General features: G+C 42.6%; 17 protein-coding genes. 2 read left to right on the top strand and 15 right to left on the bottom strand.

Annotated features, from left to right (window positions below; genetic code table 11):
- Positions 1–195, top strand: a 195-nt coding sequence (locus M8E35_RS25130) for a DUF1659 domain-containing protein (RefSeq protein WP_309446510.1), incomplete at its 5' end; no start/stop codon positions are given.
- Positions 196–230: 35 nt separating this feature from the next.
- Complete coding sequence (locus M8E35_RS25135; RefSeq protein ID WP_252473712.1) at positions 231–470, top strand: DUF2922 domain-containing protein; 240 nt, start codon at positions 231–233, stop codon at positions 468–470.
- Here the strand turns inward: M8E35_RS25135 and M8E35_RS25140 are convergent.
- The 15 genes from M8E35_RS25140 to M8E35_RS25210 all read right to left on the bottom strand — a co-directional run bounded on the left by M8E35_RS25140 (position 439) and on the right by M8E35_RS25210 (position 16,986).
- Complete coding sequence (locus M8E35_RS25140; protein WP_252473713.1) at positions 439–651, bottom strand: hypothetical protein; 213 nt, start codon at positions 649–651, stop codon at positions 439–441. The genes M8E35_RS25135 and M8E35_RS25140 overlap by 32 nt on opposite strands.
- Positions 652–688: 37 nt before the next feature.
- Positions 689–1,006, bottom strand: coding sequence for a DUF6951 family protein (locus tag M8E35_RS25145; RefSeq protein WP_252473714.1), 318 nt, complete (start codon positions 1,004–1,006; stop codon positions 689–691).
- A 78-nt stretch (positions 1,007–1,084) separates the two neighbouring features.
- Positions 1,085–2,650, bottom strand: a complete 1,566-nt coding sequence (locus M8E35_RS25150) for a methylenetetrahydrofolate reductase C-terminal domain-containing protein (RefSeq protein ID WP_252473715.1) — start codon at positions 2,648–2,650, stop codon at positions 1,085–1,087.
- A 120-nt stretch (positions 2,651–2,770) separates the two neighbouring features.
- The gene (locus tag M8E35_RS25155) at positions 2,771–4,603 is read right to left on the bottom strand and encodes an ASKHA domain-containing protein (RefSeq protein ID WP_252473716.1); all 1,833 of its coding nucleotides are present in this window, start codon (positions 4,601–4,603) and stop codon (positions 2,771–2,773) included.
- A gap of 162 nt (positions 4,604–4,765) precedes the next feature.
- On the bottom strand, positions 4,766–5,386 hold the full coding sequence (locus tag M8E35_RS25160) for an HAD family hydrolase (protein WP_252473717.1): 621 nt from the start codon (positions 5,384–5,386) through the stop codon (positions 4,766–4,768).
- A 144-nt stretch (positions 5,387–5,530) separates the two neighbouring features.
- On the bottom strand, positions 5,531–6,334 hold the full coding sequence (locus M8E35_RS25165) for a methyltetrahydrofolate cobalamin methyltransferase (protein ID WP_252473718.1): 804 nt from the start codon (positions 6,332–6,334) through the stop codon (positions 5,531–5,533).
- Between the two features lie 327 nt (positions 6,335–6,661).
- Positions 6,662–7,288 carry a cobalamin B12-binding domain-containing protein gene (locus tag M8E35_RS25170; protein ID WP_252473719.1) on the bottom strand — a complete coding sequence of 209 codons (627 nt, stop codon included), beginning with the start codon at positions 7,286–7,288 and terminating at the stop codon, positions 6,662–6,664.
- A gap of 48 nt (positions 7,289–7,336) precedes the next feature.
- Entirely contained in the window at positions 7,337–8,779 is a 1,443-nt protein-coding gene (locus M8E35_RS25175; protein ID WP_252473720.1) for a trimethylamine methyltransferase family protein, read from the bottom strand.
- A 73-nt stretch (positions 8,780–8,852) separates the two neighbouring features.
- Entirely contained in the window at positions 8,853–10,055 is a 1,203-nt protein-coding gene (locus tag M8E35_RS25180) for a phosphotransferase enzyme family protein (protein ID WP_252473721.1), read from the bottom strand.
- A gap of 317 nt (positions 10,056–10,372) precedes the next feature.
- Positions 10,373–11,041 carry a cobalamin B12-binding domain-containing protein gene (locus M8E35_RS25185; protein WP_252473722.1) on the bottom strand — a complete coding sequence of 223 codons (669 nt, stop codon included), beginning with the start codon at positions 11,039–11,041 and terminating at the stop codon, positions 10,373–10,375.
- 12 nt (positions 11,042–11,053) lie between these two features.
- On the bottom strand, positions 11,054–12,328 hold the full coding sequence (locus tag M8E35_RS25190) for a PocR ligand-binding domain-containing protein (protein WP_252473723.1): 1,275 nt from the start codon (positions 12,326–12,328) through the stop codon (positions 11,054–11,056).
- A 193-nt stretch (positions 12,329–12,521) separates the two neighbouring features.
- The gene (locus M8E35_RS25195; RefSeq protein WP_252473724.1) at positions 12,522–13,979 is read right to left on the bottom strand and encodes an ethanolamine ammonia-lyase reactivating factor EutA; all 1,458 of its coding nucleotides are present in this window, start codon (positions 13,977–13,979) and stop codon (positions 12,522–12,524) included.
- A 13-nt stretch (positions 13,980–13,992) separates the two neighbouring features.
- The gene (eutC, locus tag M8E35_RS25200) at positions 13,993–14,901 is read right to left on the bottom strand and encodes an ethanolamine ammonia-lyase subunit EutC (protein ID WP_252473725.1); all 909 of its coding nucleotides are present in this window, start codon (positions 14,899–14,901) and stop codon (positions 13,993–13,995) included.
- Positions 14,902–14,916: 15 nt separating this feature from the next.
- Positions 14,917–16,281 carry an ethanolamine ammonia-lyase subunit EutB gene (locus M8E35_RS25205; protein WP_252473726.1) on the bottom strand — a complete coding sequence of 455 codons (1,365 nt, stop codon included), beginning with the start codon at positions 16,279–16,281 and terminating at the stop codon, positions 14,917–14,919.
- 30 nt (positions 16,282–16,311) lie between these two features.
- Complete coding sequence (locus M8E35_RS25210; protein WP_252473727.1) at positions 16,312–16,986, bottom strand: cupin domain-containing protein; 675 nt, start codon at positions 16,984–16,986, stop codon at positions 16,312–16,314.
- Positions 16,987–17,359 lie beyond the last annotated feature (373 nt).

Genomic DNA, 17,359 nt, shown 5'->3' on the forward strand with positions numbered 1-17,359 from the left:
GCGCTGGTTGCGAAATACCAGCTCGAACTGACACCCGCCGGCGCCCCGGTGATCAGACAGAAAGGCTTGAATGGTGTTAAACACGACGCTACGGAAGAAGACCTCTATGATGTAGCTGAGGCATTGTTCAGTCTGGTTGATTATCCGCTGCTGCAGGTGCTCCTAAGGAAAAACTTTGAACTGAATAAAGAGTAACTATCCCCAATATTTGCAGGGAAGGGGGTGATACCTTGGCAGTCACAACCAATAAAGTGATCAGGTTAACGTTTACCACTGTCGCCGGTAAGACCTTTTCAATCACGCTGCCCAATCCGCGGGCAGACCTGACGAAGGCTGAAGCCGAAGCTGTAATGGATACGATTATATCCAAAAATATCTTCATTACGACCGGCGGCGAACTGGTTGAAAAACGGGATATCCGGGTGATAGATACCTCCACTAACGACCTTTTTGATCCGCCCCAGGTTTAGGCGGATCAACCTCGAAACGGCGGCTGCGAGGCCGCCATCTTATAACGGACTCCACTGGATCAAAGTCAATCCCTTCCCCTTTGATGATTTCCGGGTCGCCAAAGATCACCTTGTCCGGGTTGCTGATCTTGAGTAGTAAGTTAGCAACAGAAAAAAGGCCCATAGACGATCTATTAATCATCTATGTGCCCTTCTGCGACATCCCTTGGATTCAAAAATTATTCCTTAGTTACGCTAATGCTTGCATTCTGTGGCAAAGCTAACCCTGCTGCCACTTCTATCGACTTCATAATCCCAGAAACACCTGGACAACTGGGATGCGGGCTATGCTTAGCAAAGACTTCATAAACTTTTCCCATATGAAGTTTCTTGAAAATCTCTTCAAAGGCATCGACTTCAACCAGTTCTGCCGCTATTTTTTGGTAATTCGGACAGTCACTTGATATTTCGAGTTTTACTTTGTGTCCATCACCGCTTACTGCTTTAACATTAATAGTAAAACCACAAGCACCGGCTTTAATAACTCCAGTTGCCATAAAAATGCTCCTCCTATATTTAAATTTACCTTATGAAATGTGAGATGGAGTTATTCGCGGGCGAACCCTACGCTAAACTTATTTTTTAATTTTGCTTTCTGGGCGTTTGATACCTAAGACAGGCGCTGAGTGGTCTTTTCCTAAGTAGAAATTAGACCATGAGGAAGTCTGATAGAAATCCCAGTTTGCAGGTGGAACCGGAGGAACGTCTAAGGAAGACTCTTCCCCATATTTTTTCAGTCTGGCATAAGCTCTAACCCAAACGCACTTCTTCTCTTTCGGGAAAACTTCACACCAGCCATCCAAGCTTCCGCCACAAGCACCGTTACGTTGATTTTTTGGACATTGTGACATAGGACAGAGGTAGCCTATATCCAATATGGCACAATCGCCGCAATCCTTACAATCGAGCATGACAACTTTAGCAATATGCTCAAGCGCGTGAAGTCTCTTTTCAGCTTTTTTCTTACCCTCTGCTGCATGATACATACTGCGCATCACAGGAAAGAGCATTTTATTAGGTGTAAACATGAGACTGTGCATACCTCTCATCAACGTGTTCATTGCTCCAGCAGGTGCGTCTAAGGGGCGGTTAGCACGATTCGTAGGTCGATCTGTGTTTAGGCCCGTCTTCTCGTCCTTTTCAAAATAATAGAATCCATTGGTTTGAGGATAATCAAACTCCTTGACTAGATCTTGCCAATTCGGATAAAGTTCCTCACCTTTGTCAAGAATGTACTCTAATTGCTCGTATTTAAGGTTATGCCCGCCAATATGAACTCCTGCACAACCAATACCTTTTAAGATCGCGTACAATTTGGCGGCCCTCAACATCCGCTGGCCAACCCCTTTATCCGCGGCACTTTTTTCCTCATTGAGTTCTGCTAAAAGTTTGTCCGTGACGACACAACCCGGCAACTTGTTTTGATTCATAACATTTGCCGCTCCATAAGGAAGAACGTAGATATTTCCCACAACCGGAATATCCAGGTTGTTAACCTTCAAGAACTGGATGACTTCGTGGCATTTACGAGCATCATACCCCAATTGTGTAACTACAAATTGTGCGCCGCCTTGGATTTTCTTTTTCAACTTATAGTACTGAACCATAAGCTCAGCCTCGGTAGACTTGAATGGGGAAACAGCCGCACCCGCAAAAAAGTCGCTGGGAGCGTGATAAGTTGGCCCCTTCATACCTGGAACTTCTAAGCCCTTATTCATATCAGCTATCAGTTGTAAGGTATTAGAAGGATCTAGGTCAAAAACTGGCTTGGGGCGTCCTTTGAATCCTGAATACGTATAGTCTCCGGTCATAACTAAGAGATTACGAACTTTTGCACGATCTAACGCATAAAGTTGGCTTTCCATCTGATTCCGGTTCTTATCCTTACATGTAAAATGTACTAATGGTTCGATCCCCAATTTAAGGATCTCCATTCCCAAATAATCAGCGAGAATTGCCGGATTACCACCAGGGTTATCCGTGATAGTAAGAGCATGGACCCTGCCGCCTTTAGCTGCTTGCTCTGCCGAGGCGATGGCGGTTAGTTGAGCTTTTTCATTCGCTCCTCTTCCTGGTACGAGTTCCCATGTGACGGATAGGGTGTTTTTGTCAAGTAATGACTCTTTAAATTTATTTTCCATTCCTTGTTCCTCTCCCTTATCACCTATTATTACTCCGAAGATTGTCCTTTTATTCTCTAACCATTATAACTCTTCTTGGACAATATTTTAAGACATTTTCAGTTTTTTCTTAACTTTTAACTAACTCAATCGTTCAAGGTATAAACTATTCATAAAATAACTGGAGAATGTGGCGCTGCCTCCAAGTTCAATATGACGAATCTTCCTGTATAATTCTTCTGTCATATTCATCTCCCGGTGATTTAGAAGTGTTCGTATTGCACCAACATGAGCCGCATTCCCAACCATTTTAATTTTTTCAGGCGGGATATCCGGTACGAGACCAATATTTAAAATGTTGTTAGCCTTAAGATAAGTGGCAAAGGTCCCGGATAATATAACTGAATCCAGCTCAGCAACACTAATGCCCGCCATTTCAACCAACGTTTTAATTCCTGCGCAGACTGCCCCTTTAGCCAGTTGTAATTCCCCGATATCCTTTTGGCTAATGGTTACATCTGATCTTTGATCTGTTCCATATGCCAAAACAAATTCACGTGCTTTTACAGCCGTTCGTATCCGATTCCGAATCTCAACTGAAAGATTATCTGCAGTTTCAGGGACAGCAATTTTCCCTTGTTTATTTATTACTCCGGCTCTTTGCATCTCATCAATCGCCTCAATTAGACCTGATCCGCAAATCCCGATAGGTTCCTGTCCCCCGATTACTTCACAGTTCACACCGTTGTCAGTAATACTTACACTTTCGATGGCTCCCTGCTTTGCCCTCATTCCGTAGGCTATTCCTGCTCCTTCAAAGGCTGGTCCAGCCGCTGTAGAACAGGCCATCATCAAGTTGTCTGTTTTCAAAAACAATTCACAGTTAGTACCTAAATCGATGAGTAAGTGATTCCCTTGCTCCAGTACCTCAGGTGCCCCTGCGATAGCCCCTACTGTATCCCCCCCAACAAAACTCCCTATATTAGGCAAGAGGAATATTTTAGCTTGAGGATTGATTTCTACTCCTAATTCGTGCGCTGAGAATTCTAACGGTCTATTGCAAACGGAAACAAAGGGCGATACCGCTAAATGAGACACATCTAAGCCGATTAAGAGGTGATGCATCGTCGTATTGCCTACTATAGACATCTTGACGATTTCGTTTTTTCTTACATCGGTTTTTAATTCAAGCTCTTTTAACAAATGATTAATGGTTCTTCTAACAGCATTGCGCATCGCCAAAGCATTCTCTTTACTTTCTTTAGCAAAGGAAATACGAGAAATTACATCTGCCCCATATGCTGTCTGCTCATTCTCAATTGAGACGACCTTTTTGAGATCACCTTCAATCAAGTCATATAAAGCCAACCCGACACTTGTTGTCCCAATATCGATGGCAACCCCATACAATCTCTTCGCAGTGTCTCCCTGCTCAATCTCCAGTATCTCATTTTCAAAAATAGTAACTGTTAAGACATAGTTATCCGCTCTCAAAACATCCGACACTTTACTAAGGACATACAGACTTGGGGAGTTATAACTCCTCCCTGTGGAAGTGCTGAGAGCATCTGCCAGGCGGTCCCAGTCTCCTCGTTCATCCTCAAGTGAAGGTTTACTGATCGTCACACAAATCTTTTCCATCCGCGGATCTAAGACAGCTGCCTTCATTCCTAAGAGAGCACTTTCTTTTCGATCCTGACTTTCTACGAAATTTAGCTGAATGACCATGCCCTCTTCGGGAACCACAGTACAAGCAAGTCGAAATCCCGCTTGGATTTCGACCTCATTAAGATGTTTTAAATCCTGAGCACTTGGCACTGAAGCATTTTTCATCACTCGAACTTTACACTTACCACATGTTCCTTTACCATTACAGATATTATCGACGGGAAGTTGATGACGAATGAGAGCTTCCATTAAAGTCTCTGTATCTTTAGTTTCAATAACTCGATTTGGGAGTATTTTTATTTCCATAATTACCTCCTGGAAGAATTTCAGGTCAAAAAATTCCTACAAACGAAGATCAAGCAGAACATATTTGATCGGCCAAATGCACAAAACTGCCTTATATCATTATTATGAATTCAATGCCTTATTTATACAATTCGATCTATTCCCTCATTTTCCTTCTTCGCTTCATACCTTAACCAGAAAATCCGCAAGTTCTTCCGGGGAATTAACAAGAAAATCCGGGTTGCCCTCATTAATTTTCTGAGGCGTATGCCATCCCCAGGTCACCCCAATCGTTTGTGTACCAGCGTGTTTACCTTCTATCATATCCCCTTTGGTATCCCCTACATAATAGGCCGAGATGCCTGGATGCAATGCCATAGTGTTATGAATCTTTTTGATCTTACTTTTCTCCTTTTCTGCTCCAATAACATCCTCAAAACAAGTAATTCCGTTCCTGTTCAAAATCTGTTTGGTTGCACTGGAAAGATTCGAAGTAATAACATATACATGGTGTTTTTCTGAGATCCTCTGTAAGGCTTTTCCTATGCCGTCAAAGAGTTCAAGGTCTGTCAATTGTTCACCTTGTAATATTTCATATCTCTTCAATATATCATCTATGGCAACTTCACTGATCCCTCGACTCATCATCGTCTCATAAACATTACCCTCGAATAATGAAATGACATCTTTTGGTTCATTGATTCCCTGGAACCCATTCTCAAGACAGGCTTGTGAAAAACGCGAAATAAAAACGTCCAGGGAATCCACAATAACCCCATCATAATCAAACATTACGAGCGCCACACCTCTACCTCCTTGAAAATCACTTTCGTGTATTAAAAGAAACTGATTGTATAAGATCCCCTGCTCTTATAGAGAAGGGGATCTTATACAAATACTAACCTGATGTATTCATTTTTATCAAGTTTGATTGATCTAAAACAATATTTAACCTAGGAACTCAAATTGTTTATTGCGAAAAGCCTTGAGATAGTTGACGCAATACTCATCTCGTCCGGCAAGTGTTTCAGCCGTAACCAAACTTGCCATCATCATCTTGTCCAGAGGGTTAATAATAAGGCCATCCAGACCTTTGCCAATAGCCATAATAGCAAAGGCATGGTTCATAAATTTACGCACTGGTAAACCATAGGATACATTGGACAGACCGCAAATCGTATGAACTCCTTTAAAGCGAGTCATGATAGCCTCGACGGAATTAATAAACTCGACGGCAAAGGTACTGTTAGTAGAAACTGGCTGAACCAACGGATCTACATAAATGTTTTGGAGCGGCACATTGTTTTTGACAAGTCCATCAATCAGTTTTTCGGCGATTTTTAGACGAGCGTCCATAGTTTCCGGCATACCCTCATCACTCATACAAAGAGCAACAACTTTCAAGTCGGTGCCCGCAATGACAGGAATCAAGGCATCATAGCGCTCTTTTTCTAAGGATATTGAGTTAATCATCGCAATACCTTTATGTACAGATAAAGCAGCTTCAATAGCCTTGGGGTCCGGACTGTCAATACAACAAGGTGCGTCTACAGCTTCTTGAACTGTTTTTACAAGCCATTGCAGGTATTCAGGTTCCTTACCGACAAAGATACCAGCATTTACGTCAATGTAATCTGCACCTGCTTCATGTTCATCTCTAGCCACCTGTTTGATATATTCAGCATCTTGTGCTTTGATGGCTTCTCCAACTGCCTTACGACTTGCATTAATTAATTCTCCCACTACTAACATGAATTTTTCCTCCTCATATTCAGCTCTTAATTATTATTTCTTTAGAACTAGGATTTCTATAAAGACTAATATTGCAAATTTCGTGCCAATAATGTTGTGGTGAAAACTTAGCTAAATATTACTTGATTTCCAGTGAGTTTTCAACATTCCAGGTCCCTATTTGAGCTTAATTTATTTGGTTCCGGAATCTCAGATACTTAAAAACAAGTCATGATAGACTTATACCAAAGGAACTGACTTCAAACCTAAGTCGATGAGACTTAACTTTCGAAGTCAGTTCTGAAGTTTTTTAGCTGTGGACTATTTAGCAGCATCTTAAGTAATGTCTTATTTAGCCGTAAGTTTACGAGCAGTCTCTACCGCTCCGGGGGCATCAGTGCTCCAACCATCCGCTCCAATTTTCTTTGCAAAATCCTCTGACACGGGTGCTCCTCCAACCATCGTCTTAAAGCTTAACCCTTGTTCGCGAATAGCTTTCACAGTTACTTCCATAAAGGGCATGGTTGTAGTTAACAGGGCGGACATACAGATGACGTCGGCGTTTTTCTCTTTTGCGGTGGCCAAGAATTTTTCTGTATCCACATCTACACCCAGATCATAAACCTCGAATCCGGCGCCTTCCATCATCATGGAGACTAAATTTTTACCAATATCATGCAAGTCCCCTTTGACGGTTCCGATAATAATCGTTCCCTTTTTTTCGCTTTCTCCTTGTGATAATAATGGTTTTAATACCTCAAGTCCAGCTTTCATGGCTTTAGCAGCCATGAGCATTTCCGGAACAAAGAATTCTCCTTCAGAATAGCGTTGCCCGACTTCGTCCATTGCGGAAATTAATCCATTGCTTAGAATTTCCGAGACATCCGTGCCAATCTTAATTTCAGCTTCAACAAGAGACACTACTTTATCAATGTTAAATTCTACTACTGCATCATAAATATTCTGTACGCTCATTATTATCTCCCTTTCCTTTCAGTCACAAGACCGTCACGTTGTGAAAGATTAAATTCCCCACTTAGCATCCCCTGCAACAAGTCCTTTGAAATAGCTGCGTACTTTAGCATCCAGTTCTTCTGAAAAGCGCGACTTATTCGGTTTACTTAAGATTTTTGCGGCTTCCTTCATTGCACGGCTGTGAGCGTCTGGTTTCCCTTGATCTTCCCAACGGCGACGCATTTCTCTTGTTGCCACTTTGGGCAAAACGGCAATGGTTCGCATATTTTTCATAGTATGATCCAAATCCATGTAACTGCCGCCAGGTCCAACTTTCGTAATCAAGTCTAAACACAAGTTTTCTTCGCTGTATTCAAAACCCTTTTTCATCCGTTTAAGCATCAACGCTATTTCGTTGTCGATCACAGCTTTAGCAAAGTCAAAGGCCATCAGACTCCCTAAAAGCCCCCCCATATTAAATAAATCTGCTCCGGCAAGCAAAGCGCCTGTAGTGTTCATTCCTGTCTCATACCCTGATTGAGCGTCATTAGAATGGGCATTTGTCAAACCGATATATCCGCCAGAGGGAATGTTATAGTATCTCGCCATTTCTGTATGCGCCATTTGCAACATTCCTGTTTCAATTGCACCGGGTGCATAGGCTCCAGTCCGCATATCCGCAACTGTGGACAAGACAGCATAGATCATGGGGGCTCCTGGACGAATCATTTGAGTCAAGGTTGCAAGTCCCAGAAATTCCGCATTACCAAGGGTAAGAGTTCCCATAAGGCTGAGAGGGGAAGTCATGCCGGCATTTGGAACAATTGTTCCATAGACTGGCAATCCTTCTTCAAGCAGATAGATAACTGCTTCAGTAGACTCCACATCAAAGGTCAACGGTGAAACAACCGGGCAATAATGGTGATTAATAAATGGGCGCTTACGATACTCTTCTTCCCCTCCTGCGATCAGGGCTCCTAAATCCAGTACTGCTTTAAGGTCGTCCATGTTAGGAGTATTACTTCGGACAGGCTTTTTACAGTTTTTCAAGGCAGGATAAAAACGGGACAAACTGAACTGTCCTTCTGGGGCATCGTCTGCCAGAGTTGATATTGAAAAGACATCAAATCCAGGCAGTTCATTGATCAAATAGGCGATATTAGCTATGTCATCAGAGGTAGCGCGACGTTCCTCGCCAGTTTCCGGATCGATGATATTAGGAGCGGAACTTCCTGTTACGACAATCGGTCGGTCGCCAGGCATTGTGACATCAAATTTTGGATCTTGAGCAGTAAAAGTATACGTAGGAACAAAGGTTTTTCTTGCTTTCTCAACAACCTCACGTGGAAACTTAACCATCATTGTTTCCATATCAACCTGGCAACCATTTTTGGCAAAGATTGCCAGGGCTTTCTGATTGCGAACCATCATCCCGACGTTCTCCAGAATTTCCAATGAGGCCTCGTGTACGCGCTCTACTTCTGACTGACTAAATAATTTAGTGAACTCCACAGTACAATCCCCTTTCCTTTCGCTCGGATCGATGCTTTAGTCGAGCTTCTGTCTATGAATTAACTTTCTATACCTATACGGATTTTGCCATTTCTGATATCTCTGTCTTATGAATTTCAATCCAGTTCATCAAACGAACATTATGCTGTAAATAAGCAATATACTCATACTCATTCAGATCAGTTCCTGCGTAGTAGGCTGTTACATCCCAGTTAATCAAGTACATATTCGCGGCGGCGATCATCGTAGGCAGATACTCAATTTCTGCAGCATTTAAAGGTTCAAGTCCTTTCAATTCAGCTAATTTTTGCTGATATGATTTAAGGAAAATGGCACATTTATCGAGAAGCAACACACCATCTTTCTCATCTTGCCAAGAACAACAACAATAAGCCATGGCCAATGTCACATCGAAAAGTCTGCGGTCAATTTTTGACCAATCAAAGTCAAAAATTCCTACAACCTTGCTATCAATGTACTTCAAATTACCGGCATGAAAATCATTGTGACACGGTGTATATGGCATCTTGTCAAGCACATCTTGAGGAATTTGTGAACTCTCGATAACCTCCAAAATTGAATTCAATTTACTTCTGTAATATCTGTGAAACTTCGTGTCGATATCTGTCTGTGCTAACTCTTTAAATTTCTCAGGCAAAGTTGGGAGAAATTCCATAATCTTAGGCTCTAAACGCTCTAGACCTTGTGGATCAAAATCCCTGGCAGCATTGTGGAACGTTGCCAGAACTCCGGCCGCACTGGCAAACTCTTCATCATTTAAGTTAGGAGTATCCCAGGTATATAAGTCCTCTCCTTTCAAAAACTCATATACAGCAAAATAGATATCCGTTATATTCTCTTTCGAACCCTCATTTTTCTTAACAAACGTTGTGCCATCTTTGGTACGAATTAATCCAGCAGCAATATCTAGTCCATGGGCTATGGAATAATCTATCATAGAATGCTCGAATAAGATTTCTGTCTCAGTGATTCCATATTTGTATTTACGCACGAAATACTCGTGAGTTATTCCATCTTTTTCTGTGTAAATTCCAAAACTCCGATTTACATATCCGCCAAATATTTCATAAACCGCTGTCACCTGTCCAAGGTCATAACTACGTAGTACGTCTAGAATTTGATTGCGGATTAGAGTTGTCTCCATAGACTGGAAAAAATCGGCAGCGATATTTTTAAGATCTTTACTTTGTGTAAACAAATTAAACGTTTGATCGACACTGAGTTCTTCGAGATGTCTCATTCTACTAATATCCATATGCATCCTCCTCATTTCTAGATAAAGAGAGTATCTGCCATCCACTCTCTCACTCAACAACCCTTATTTAACCCTGATCATTCAGATCAGTGTGTACCAAAGGGTTTATTAACTTATAACAATCATATCACCTGAAACACACATTTTTCTTAACACATTCCTGCTTGTTTTGACTCATTACAACCATTTGAAAATTCGTACTATTTTGTACAAATTGCTGAAATCTGACGATTATACGGAAATCAAAAATAGAATAGGCAGGCAATCCTTTAAACAAGATTTGCCTGCCATTATCTGTCCATTATCTGTCACTGTCTCTATTTGCCGCCAAATTTTGCGGCTTTTTTAGTAATTATTTTCGATAAGTTTTCGTCGAGAAAAGCTCTTACTTCAAAAGCGTCTTCAAAGTAATAGTCTGCACCTATTCGCTTTGCAAAGCCCGCGTTTACAGGTGCTCCTCCCACAATCACAATTAAGTTTTTGCGAATTGCCAATGACTCTAATTCATCAATCACATCTTTCATCATAGTCATTGTGGTGGTGAGCAAAGCCGACATCATCAAAATATGTGGTTTTTCTTTACGCACTGCACTGGCAAACTTTTTTGGGGTTACATCCACCCCCAAGTTAATTATTTCAATACCGGTGGCCATGACTAACATCTTGACTAGACTTAAGCCGATGTCATGGAGATCTCCGGCTACGGTTCCCATAACGATTTTACCTGTGCACCTTTTTTCTGTGTTCTCAAGTAATGGTTCTAAAAGACTTAAGCCCGCATGCATTGCCCTAGATGCCATGAGGACCTCCGGAACCATAACCCTTTGCTCACGAAACTTCTCAGCCACACGATCCATTCCAGCAATTAAGCCCTTTTCCAGAACAGAGTCCGCAGAAAACCCTTGCGCCAAAGCCCGTTTAGTCAAGACCATGCTTTGTTCAGCGTCCCCAGTAGCGATGGATTTTATGATTGCTTGAAACACCATAACTCTCACCCTCTAATACAAGCTGTTTTTATATGTAAGGGGAGTGACCCCTATATATTTCCTGAAGACTTTAGAAAAATAACTTTGGTTTTGAAAACCAACAGCTTTCGAGACTTGGGCAACACTGAATTCAGGTCTCTTCATAATTTCAACGGCTTGCTCCACTCTGACTCTGGTCAAGTAATCATTAATCGTGCAGTCCAATTCCTCTCGAAACAACCTCGAAAGATGAGAGGAACTGACAAAGAGGTGCTGGGCTACATCTGTGACTGTAAGGGGCAAGGCATAATTCTCCATAATAAAATCCCGAGCATTTTTGACTATAGCAATGTGTTTTTTATCTGCAAGTGTAAAAATACTCTCTAAGAAGGTTTCTACAATCCGCTGAACCTTATAAAAGCACTTTTCAACCCGCTCAAAACCTTCCATTTCCTTATCAAAATCCTTGAGCAGTTTCATAATACGTTCAGCGTTCCCTCCGCCTTCTACTGCTGCCCTGGACGTCAACGTCGCCAATTCAAGAATCCGCGCTTTGACGGTTTCCAGGTCTCCCACAGTTTTTGTATGCAGATCGGTCAACAAACTCTGAAGAGTTTGATTGGCCCTCGTTCTGTCTCCTAGTCGAATATATCGTAAGAATTTACGCTCTTTTTTTAAATAGTCATCATAATCACTTAGGTCAGGCAAATTTTGCCGCTTGCGTTCTTCAATTTCTCGTCTGATTTGCTGTTGTTGCAGACGTGTTGCATCAATTTCTTCCAGACTGTTGATGTTCCGTTTGACCATATGATTAACTACCACAAAAAGCATATCGGCTGCTGCCTGAGAACGTGACGGTGAAATAACTTCAAGCTTACACGCCATGCTCTTCAACCGTTCAAAATTTTCGATTCCAGTATTAAGATTCTTAAGTTCCTGAAAAAAGAAGTGGTCCGGCTCCCACATTAGGACTTGCCCACAGATAATACTTCCCATGGAAACCCCTCGAATCATGATTGGGACTGCCCAGATAACTAACCCGGCGTGACAACGAAAAAAATAGGGTTCCTCCCATTTGGCGGCCTCTAAGCTGGCACGCTTATAAGAATCCTGACATTTTCTTTCTCCTTCAGGTTGGCTTCGGATATATCGGCAAAATTCACTCCGTTCAAAATTTCCAGGTACAGAGAAAGTCACGCCCGCATTATTAATAGCCTCAATATGTAAGCCAGTGGCGTTATGAAAACTTCCTAGGCTCTCTTCGAGATATTTTGGATCCAGAAGGTTAGAATCTAATGTTTGGAGCATTGAACTCATCCTTCCTAAAACGGTAATTCTCTTAAAATGCCTCAAAGCTATATAACCTTATTCGTCAAAAATCGAGCAAATCCTTTTGTCAAATGTTAATCAATCTAAATAACGACTGAAAAATTTGAATACTCCAGTCTCCTAACTAAATATAGTTACTATTTAACATGAAAGTTGCTCACGTTTATGTTTGTTAACGATTAAAAACCAATGTCTTCAAGACCACCGGAACAACTCTTCCACCCATCAGGGGTTTACCGATATCAATATAATCACAATTCTCCACTTCAAGCTGATCTATACATACCATTTCCAGTGATCGATTAGCTGAAGCACTTATACACTGTCCCAAGACTTTCCCACAATCTGCTTCAATAACAATAATGAGGGGCTTATCGGTGCTTAAGTAGTCTTCCAACCCCAAGAGCAACCCTTGTGCCAAAATACTGATATCTGCAAACGACATTGTACGGGGTCCTCTCATGGCTATTGCCACAACTCCCTCAGAGTGATCAACTTGAAGGCGAAGCATCTGAGTTTTGACGACTTCAGCAATCTTTTGCGGCGTTTCGGGAATTGTAGATATAAAGGGAGAAATGACCATGACATTGCGCAACGGCAACGTGTTTTCCTGAAGATGGATGGTGCTGCCACTTAGATTGACCGACTGAGTCCCGGTTCCGATGACAGTAGCTCTTACAGTCTCATTGGGCTTTTCTAAGACAAACCCTGCTTTCTCTAAGCTAACTCTGAGCTCCCATCCCAAAAGCGGGCCAAAATCTCCAAAAGCAGTCACTTCAGCCATGGTTGTCGGTCCATTTAAAGCATAGACATAGTCTGCAACCCCGCCAGAAATCATCACTTTTCGAATCGACTGAGCCAGTTGCAAGGGAGGGGTCATAAGAAGTTCCTTAGTTAACCCCACATGAGTAGAAGTCTTGAGTACGTCCACAACACACTCAGCCATTGCTTTGACAATAGGACGAAGTTGAGGAAGGGTTACTCTCTCCCCTGCTTGAAGCCTTTGTCCCGTAGATTCCAAAGCAATTTTCGCCGGCTCAGAAATGTATGTGATCCTGTCCCCTTGCCGATCAAACTCTATTAAATGACCGCCTACATTGATGCATGAAGAATCCACGGCCTTTCCCTCATGAAACACAGCATAGTTGGAGGTTCCACCACCCACATCGATATTAACTGTGACTTGGTGCCTCTGGGCTGAATATTGGGCAGCTCCCGATCCTTTGCCCGCATAGATTGCTTCCAAATTGGCACCGGCAGTGGCTACGACGAAGTCACCGGCAAATCCTGCTAAAGCATCGATAATTGCTTTAGCATTTTCTTTCTTTGCCGTTTCCCCGGTAATAATCACTGCCCCAGTGTCAATCATCTCGGGGGTCAGTCCAGCCGCTTGATATTCGCTTTCCACAATTTGCGAAACGGCGGCGGCATTAATTAAGTCTCGGTCTAAAAGCGGGGTAAAATAAATCTGGCTGCGATGGATCACTTCTTTATCCGTAATTTCCACCCGAGGAACTAAGGTTCCTGAAGCCGTATTCTCAATGGTCAACTGGCTGATCACCAGTTGGGTAGTTGTGGTGCCAATATCAATGCCTACGCTCGTGATCCTTTGATTAGTCGATTCGAGCATTTTATTACCCCCCCTACTTTTGCTGGTTCAGCTTGACGCCACTCGCTTTAGCAGCCAGAATTTGTTTAATAACATCTGTAAGATGTGCCCCTGCTTCAGCAGGAGGAATTCCGCCCTTGTGAATATTAGAGATAACCGTACGATCAGCTTCAACAGTATTTTCGTTGGGTCGGTAAATCATATAAGCACTGAGGCTTTCTGCCGTTCCCAATCCTGGACGCTCTCCGATCAAGGAAATGATCAGATCTGAATTGACGATGGATGCAACATGATCTTGAATCCATACCCTCCCGTTCTTCACGAAGAATGGAGCTCCGACTTTTATACCTGAAGATTTTAACCCTTGCATCAAGGCAGGCAACAAATCGGGGATATTGGCCTCAATGGCACTTGAACTTAATCCGTCAACTATCAGAATCTGAACTTGAACATTCTTCTCACACTTCTCCGAAACTGTTTTCACAGCTTCAACTGATAATCGCCGACCTAAATCGGGTCTTTGCAAAAACTCGTCCTTACTGGCAGCAGCGCTTTGCACAGACATTAAGTTCATCCGTTGAAGAAATTCCTCAGAAACATCAAGAAATACTGCATCTTGAGCTACTGCATGATCTGCCAAAAACCTTAACAAGGACATAGTTTTGGGGCGAGTTCCAGCTCGGCCAATTCCGATCCGAGCTGGGGTCAACTTTTTCATAGCCTTAACCGCATCTGCATTGAATGGGTTAGAAATCTGCATTTCTTCTTGAGGAGGGAATGTAACCATCTCCTTGGACTCTGTATTAGGGACAATAGGCGTATCCATCATCGCTGCTGACATCACGTGGTCTTTTCCCTTTTGTGAAAGCAGCCCTTTCTTAGCCAGTTCTTCCATAACACTTTGGATAATGACTTTTTCTAATTCATTATTCGCGACTGCCACCTAGATTCGCCTCCCCTATTTATCAAAAATGGATGGGTCTCCGGCTCTCTCTGTCAGTTTGCCGTTTTCTAAAATGCCCATTTTCTCCAACCACTTCTCGAACTCAGGAAGCGGCCGTAACCCTAAGATTTCGCGTGTACTTGCGTCATCATGGTAACTGGTATCCTGATAACTAAGCATAACATCGTCACCGCCCGGAACTCCCATGAAGAAGTTTGAACCAGCCATAGCGCAAAGGAGAGTTCCCATTTCCTGATCATTTTGATCTGCTTTCATATGGTTTGTATAACAGGGAGCAATCCCCATCGGCAACCCATGCAGCTTACCCATGAATAAATCTTCCAAGTCTGCTCTGATCACTTCTCGCCCCGAATAAATCGTCTCAGGCCCAATAAATCCAGAAACATTGTTGGTCATAAATGGACGATATCCACGGGCATATCCATAAGTTCTTGCTTCCAATGTCATCATATCAACTCCGAGGTGAGCATCAAGAGAAACCTCGGAACCCTGTCCAGTTTCAAAATACATAAGATTAGGACCTGTTGCGCTTCCTTTATGCTGTGCCAAAGCAAAGGCCTCATCAAGAATGGCAGCGCTTACACCAAAGGCATCATTAGCTTTTTGCGTTCCAGCAATACTTTGGAAAACCAAGTCTACTGGAGCACCTTTTTCAAGGGCTTTCATCTGTGTAGTCACATGGGCTAAGACGCAGTTTTGGGTCGGAATTTCCCACTTTATCATAAAGTTCTTGACCGTTTCCAGCAGGCGGGTTACTGTCTCTACATTGTCTTCCACCGGATTAATTCCGATAACTGCATCCCCTGAACCATATGCCAGTCCTTCCTTAAGGGAAGCCATCATCCCCTCTATACTGTCGGTTGGGTGATTTGGTTGGCAACGAAAGGCCAAAGTTCCAGGTACTCCGAGTGTCGTATTGCAGTGTGACTGTACGCGCATCTTCTTCGAACCACAGACGAGATCCATAGTAGACATTAACTTAGCTGTTGCAGCGATCATTTCACTTGTCAGCCCACGACTAATGTGAGCCAAGTCTTCCCCCGTCGTCTTATGATCTAATACATACTCACGTAAATAACCGACCGTCCAACTTTTGATCTCTTGATAGATTCTCAAGTTAAGTCCGTCATAGATTGCCCGAGTGACTTCATCCTCTTCATAGGGAATGACCGGGTTATTGTAAATATCCTCAAGGGTAAGATTACTGAGAACCAATTTTGCTGCCACTCGTTCAGAAGCTGATTTTGCAGCAATTCCGACTAGTTCATCGCCAGACTTCTCTTCATTGGCCTTAGCCATGACTTCTTTAAAACTTTGAAATGCAAAAATTTTATTGTAAACTTTCGCCTTTAAAATCATCGAACGATCCCCCAATCTGACATAATGTCCTTAATCGCAAAAATCTGCCCAGTTAGCCGGGTATGTACAATAGAAAACTTTACAAAACGATGGGGAGGAAAAGACCACTTGGCTTCCCTTCGGAATATAAACTACATCACCAGGTTTAGCTCGGAAGACTTGCCCCTCAACTTCAAGGACAAACTCTCCTTCTATGACGTAATCGACCTCATCATAATTTAAAAACCAGGGCAACTTCGAATGATCAAAAGTCATGAAACCCGAAGCCAGATTCCCCACGCGTGAGTCAATCACGTCGACGAGTCCCACCTTTTGCCCCGGAGGAGCTTCCAAAAAAGGCTGGATTACCACGGTTTCCCCTTTGACATGAGTCGCTTTAGGGTTCTCACAAGCAGGTTTAAGAACCTCACCCAGGATTTTTTGCACTGCTTTTTTTAGGTCATGCGTTTGGTTTTCTGCGTCTGTGGCGGTTCCAGAGGAAACTAGAACTTCTTTAACACTAGATTGTAAATTCGCAAGTTGTCCGACCGATTGCCCCACAACAGTATGACTGATGATTTCTTGTTTCCCTTTGCTTATCGTAATCCCTAACTCTTTGGCTAAATCTTTAGCAGAGGGAGTCAGCACACTTTCTTCTTCTAAAACAATATTTTTGTCTAATTTGGCCATATCTCGTAAAACAGCTGCCGAGATAAATCGTCCCATAGTACTACACCTCCTTGTCGAGGCTCGAGGTTCGATGCTCGATGCTCGATTTTTAAGTTTTCGTTATTAGTTTCTAGGGCTAAAACTTAGGCGCTTGGCGCCTAGTTTTTATCCTAAGCTAGACTTTGGTAATCTTTTAGTACTTTGTACTAAATATGATTAATAGTTCTAGTCGAGCCCTTGGACTTGAAACTTGTTTCCATTACCGTCGTACAACTATCTTCAACTTTATGGCTTAGATTCAGTTCGTTATCCTTTCGGACTTCGGACTTCGTGCTTCGTGCTTCGATTAAACCAAGCTTTCAATTAATTGCTTCGCGGGGCGTGGTATGACAACCTGGCGGATAAGCAAACCTTTCTCACTCGCTAAAGC

Origin of the sequence: Desulfosporosinus nitroreducens, from assembly GCF_023897015.1 — a bacterium.
Lineage (GTDB): Bacteria > Bacillota > Desulfitobacteriia > Desulfitobacteriales > Desulfitobacteriaceae > Desulfosporosinus > Desulfosporosinus nitroreducens.

Bases quoted from the DNA above. Each gene is read 5' to 3' on its own strand.
- M8E35_RS25140 (WP_252473713.1), bottom strand. From the start codon at position 651: ATGATTAATAGATCGTCTATGGGCCTTTTTTCTGTTGCTAACTTACTA.
- M8E35_RS25145 (WP_252473714.1), bottom strand. From the start codon at position 1,006: ATGGCAACTGGAGTTATTAAAGCCGGTGCTTGTGGTTTTACTATTAAT.
- M8E35_RS25150 (WP_252473715.1), bottom strand. From the start codon at position 2,650: ATGGAAAATAAATTTAAAGAGTCATTACTTGACAAAAACACCCTATCC.
- M8E35_RS25155 (WP_252473716.1), bottom strand. From the start codon at position 4,603: ATGGAAATAAAAATACTCCCAAATCGAGTTATTGAAACTAAAGATACA.
- M8E35_RS25165 (WP_252473718.1), bottom strand. From the start codon at position 6,334: ATGTTAGTAGTGGGAGAATTAATTAATGCAAGTCGTAAGGCAGTTGGA.
- M8E35_RS25170 (WP_252473719.1), bottom strand. From the start codon at position 7,288: ATGAGCGTACAGAATATTTATGATGCAGTAGTAGAATTTAACATTGAT.
- M8E35_RS25180 (WP_252473721.1), bottom strand. From the start codon at position 10,055: ATGGATATTAGTAGAATGAGACATCTCGAAGAACTCAGTGTCGATCAA.
- M8E35_RS25185 (WP_252473722.1), bottom strand. From the start codon at position 11,041: ATGGTGTTTCAAGCAATCATAAAATCCATCGCTACTGGGGACGCTGAA.
- M8E35_RS25190 (WP_252473723.1), bottom strand. From the start codon at position 12,328: ATGCTCCAAACATTAGATTCTAACCTTCTGGATCCAAAATATCTCGAA.
- M8E35_RS25195 (WP_252473724.1), bottom strand. From the start codon at position 13,979: ATGCTCGAATCGACTAATCAAAGGATCACGAGCGTAGGCATTGATATT.
- M8E35_RS25205 (WP_252473726.1), bottom strand. From the start codon at position 16,281: ATGATTTTAAAGGCGAAAGTTTACAATAAAATTTTTGCATTTCAAAGT.
- M8E35_RS25210 (WP_252473727.1), bottom strand. From the start codon at position 16,986: ATGGGACGATTTATCTCGGCAGCTGTTTTACGAGATATGGCCAAATTA.